Origin of the sequence: Mycetohabitans sp. B3 (assembly GCF_021498065.1) — a bacterium.
GTDB lineage: Bacteria > Pseudomonadota > Gammaproteobacteria > Burkholderiales > Burkholderiaceae > Mycetohabitans.
In genome coordinates this window covers 1-3,816 of sequence record NZ_JAHLKN010000040.1, presented here as the reverse complement: position 1 = coordinate 3,816, position 3,816 = coordinate 1, and the positions used below count along the sequence as shown (strand labels likewise).

The window sequence follows — 3,816 nt, the reverse complement described above, 5'->3', positions numbered from 1 at the left end:
GTCAGTCGTCTGACGCAGCCGCTGCTGGAAAGCAGGGGCTGCGCGGCTTGCCAGCGTCGCCGGCTCAGGCCAATGGGCGCAGTGCTTGAGCCAATACGCTTCGTCCTTCTCCCGCTGGTTGGAGGTCTGATATTGCGCATCGCTCTCTAATAGCTGTCGAATTGAACCAAAATCACATGCCGCCGGCGCCGTTCCCGCGCACAGCGCGCTATACACGTGTGCAACGCGTTGCGCGATCAGGTACTGACCATATCCATCCGTCATGATATGGTGATAGCGCTGATACCAAATCCATTGCGCAGGCGCCACTTTCAGCAACGCATAGCAAAAAAGCGGCCCCTGCGTCAGATTGACCGATTGCTGATAATCGGCTTGCATCCACGCGTCGGCCGCTGCCTGAGGATCAGCTTGTGCCGTCAGATCCAGCACCGGCATTGACCATGCGGGTGTACCGATCCTCTGCCGCAGCCCGTCATCGCTATCGACAAATTGCAAGCGTAGGGTGTCGGCCTCATCGATGACTTGACGCAATGCCGCTTCAAAGGCGGCCGCATCAATCGCGCCATCGATCATCGTGTACTGCGCAATGTTGTAAACAGGGCTGTCTGGATACAGTTGCTGCGCGAGCCAGATCTCCGTTTGGGCAGTGGTTAATGCATACGTAACGGGCGTGATGCTAGTACCCGTAACAAAACTCCAATTCAAGCGACCGAGCAGCCTGATATTTAATAGTTGTACAAAACGATACGACGACGCAATCAGAACCTATCGTTGCTCGCCGGGAACCAATACGGCTTTTATGATACGTCGCGTGCAATCCTTAACCATTCACTGCGGCGATCAGGGCCACTCGTCGGCACGCGTCAGTGCGCCACTCGTGCTACTTAGCCAGCCAGTGAGTACGCCACGATCAATTTATGTCAAACTTTAGCGAAAACACTGGACATAACGCGCGTGACACTGCGCGTGGATTGGCATTACAGTCGGCCAAGCAAGACAGTTAAAAAGAACAGGACCAGCACCTGCACCGTACAGGCGCAGCGTCTTGGGGTTCAGTACTGGGGTACTTCTTCCTTTTTCCCTTCAGACATCGTTTTTATTGTATTTAGCCATACGGCTACGGCAAAGCACCCGCTCCCGGCTCCATCAGCTCGACGCTAACTGCTTCATGTCGCGCAAGCACCGTGCCCAGCTGTCAGGAGCCGCTACAACGATTCAGGTCATCGCAACGTTTAGCGCCTGTTGAAAGACTGTAAAGCGCTCGCCATGATGCACTCAAACCTATTATCTTCGCTTAAGGCGACAGATCTTGAACGAATGAAACGATAAAATTAAATTAAAGTTTGCAATCCAAAGCCACACTGAACCGCACCGGGTTTGGTGGAGGCCGGTTGGTTTAAGTTAATGTGGGCACACCAGCGGTATTTCTGAGTTGCCTGTAGTAGTTTGCCTCAGCTTCGGCGGGTGGGATATAGTCGAGTGGTTCCATCAGCCGATGATGGTTGTACCAGGCGACCCATTCCAGCGTTGCCAATTCGACGGATTGCCTTGTTTTCCAAGGGGCACGCCGATGAATCAGTTCCGTCTTGTACAGGCCGTTGATCGTTTCAGCCAACGCGTTATCGTAGCTGTCACCACGGCTGCCTACCGATGGCTCGATGCCTGCTTGAGCCAGTCGTTCGCTATACCGAATGCTGACGTATTGCGACCCTCTGTCTGAATGATGGACCAGTGTTCCGTCGTTGCCTGGCTGGCGGGCGTACAGCGCCTGTTCAAGTGCATCCAGAACGAATTCCGTGCTCATCGACGAACTGACGCGCCAGCCAACGATGCGACGGGCGAACACGTCGATCACGAACGCCACGTACAACCAGCCCTGCCATGTCGAAACATAGGTGAAGTCTGACACCCAGAGCTGATTCGGCCGGTCAGCCTTGAACTGGCGGTTGACCCGGTCCAGCGGGCGCGGCGCGCTCATATCGGCAATCGTTGTGCGCACACGCTTGCCGCGGAGCGCGCCACGCAAGCCCTGCCGCCTCATTAGTCGTTCGACCGTACAGCGTGCCACCACAATGCCTTCCCGGTTCATCTGCCTCCAGACCTTTGGCACGCCATAGACCTGCATGTTGACCTGCCAAACACGCTTGATCTCGGGTTGCAGCATCTCATCGCGTTTCGCACGAGCGCAGCGTTTGGACGGGTCGCGAAGCAGCGCCGTATGGCGTCGGTAGCCCGACGGGGCAATCCGCAAGACCTTGCAGATCGGCTCGACCCCGAAGGTGTCGCGATGCTGATCGACAAAGGCCTTCAGGACTTGAATCGGCTCTCGAGCTCCGCCTGCGCGAAAAACGCACTCGCCAGCTTGAGAATCTCGTTGGTACGGCGCAGTTCCTTGACCTCACGCTCCAGGGCCTTGATACGCTCGCGCTCGGCGGTGCTCACGCCATCGCGCTCCCCGCGATCGACCTGCTCACGCCTGACCCAATCCAACAACGTTTGCGGCGTGCAGCCGATCATCGGTGCAATCGATTCGACCGCCGCCCACATCGACGGGTGCTCACTACGCTGCTCACGTACCAGGCGCACTGCGCGCTCTCGCACTTCCGGGGAAAACTTGCTTGGCTTCTTGTTCATGGCTCCATTTTCTCAAGAGTTGGAGCCTCCACCAAACCCGGTGCGGTTCACACGATCGCCCACGAGATGAATGAAGTACAGCTTAAGGGCGTTTCTCAGGTCACCATTCGTGACCAGAACGGCGCAGCTAAGCAGGCAACTTGGAACTTCGATATCGCCCCGCATGACCGTACTACCGCCAATGGACAAGCAGCGTCGTTATCCCGCCCTGGAATGGACAGTGATGCATGCCTTTGCACGAACGGTTCCCACAGGCAGGAAGCGCATCGAATGGAAGCTGGCCACCCATTTGTCTGCCACTTCTCGCAAGCAGGTTGTCGAAAAATTCAACTGCTATGTCTTGCAATAAAAAATTGAAGTGTTTCACAAAATCCTGAAATCGAGCTGCAAGACACACTACTGCGCACAGTAAAGTGGCTGGTTAGTCTCTTTTCGGTATTCCGCGTCGTCAGTTGGCGTATCTTCTGGCTAACCATGGTGTATCGGGCCGCACTGATCAACCAAAAGTGCCTGCTGGGACATAACAGTATAGGGTTTCTCATGAATAGGCCAAAATTGACTAAACAGGGTCCCAGCGGGTACCGCGCTTGCTCACCTCGTATCAAGGCGCCCCAATGCGTGCGTTAGCGCACCGGCTATGGCGATTGTTCAATATACAAAGCGTTGCGCACCATGCCCCTCTACAGCACTTAACGCTGTCACTGGCAAATCATCCATTGGGTAGAGCGCTACATGACTGCCCAGAGGCTTGGACAAAACCGGGCAAAGCGAGCGTAGGGGCAAAGAGCCAGAACTTTTGTCATCCATGACCATTAAAGGAGAAGCCCATGTCGGATACCTTAGCCAAAATTCGTGCTTTTGTGATCGACACTATCCTAAAAGGAAATCACTCAGATATTGCTGACGATTTCAATCTGAGGGAGTCGGGGCTGCTTTCATCGTTGGCCACCATGCGCCTGGTCTCATTTGTCGAGGACGAATTCGGCCTCATCGTCGGTGTCAGCGACCCGAGGACGCGCTTTACCACCATTCGTGAGATCGCGTGCTATGTGAATGAAAAGTCATCGGAGAGCGAAAAATGACGACCGACATTGTGCCGCGGGGACAACAGTCCGAGCCACCAGCGAACTTAGCCAAATACTTAGACGACACGACAGCGCGACAGCCGAGTGCTCGTGCGCT

At 55.3% G+C, this 3,816-nt stretch carries 4 protein-coding genes and 1 other annotated feature; of the genes, 2 read left to right on the top strand and 2 right to left on the bottom strand.

The window, feature by feature from the left end; translation table 11 throughout:
- Together KQH55_RS14425 and KQH55_RS14420 are read right to left on the bottom strand one after the other, a co-directional pair.
- On the bottom strand, nt 1-705 hold a 705-nt coding region (locus tag KQH55_RS14425), incomplete at its 3' end, for a condensation domain-containing protein (protein WP_235091486.1).
- Between the two features lie 691 nt (nt 706-1,396).
- Nucleotides 1,397-2,634 (bottom strand): IS3 family transposase gene (locus KQH55_RS14420; RefSeq protein ID WP_235091485.1). Its coding sequence is split into 2 segments (ribosomal slippage): nt 1,397-2,343 and nt 2,343-2,634, totalling 1,239 coding nucleotides; the frame shifts between segments, so codons are not numbered across the junction.
- Nucleotides 2,237-2,353 (bottom strand) — a sequence feature (AL1L pseudoknot). It overlaps the preceding gene by 117 nt.
- Before the next feature lie 66 nt (nt 2,635-2,700).
- Between KQH55_RS14420 and KQH55_RS14415 the strand changes: the two genes are divergently transcribed.
- The gene (locus KQH55_RS14415) at nt 2,701-2,991 is read left to right on the top strand and encodes a hypothetical protein (protein ID WP_139337332.1); all 291 of its coding nucleotides are present in this window, start codon (nt 2,701-2,703) and stop codon (nt 2,989-2,991) included.
- Nucleotides 2,992-3,461: 470 nt separating this feature from the next.
- Entirely contained in the window at nt 3,462-3,716 is a 255-nt protein-coding gene (locus KQH55_RS14410) for an acyl carrier protein (RefSeq protein ID WP_235091484.1), read from the top strand.
- Nucleotides 3,717-3,816 lie beyond the last annotated feature (100 nt).

Coding starts and splice junctions, on each gene's coding strand:
- KQH55_RS14415 (WP_139337332.1), top strand. CDS start 2,701: ATGAATGAAGTACAGCTTAAGGGCGTTTCTCAGGTCACCATTCGTGAC.
- KQH55_RS14410 (WP_235091484.1), top strand. CDS start 3,462: ATGTCGGATACCTTAGCCAAAATTCGTGCTTTTGTGATCGACACTATC.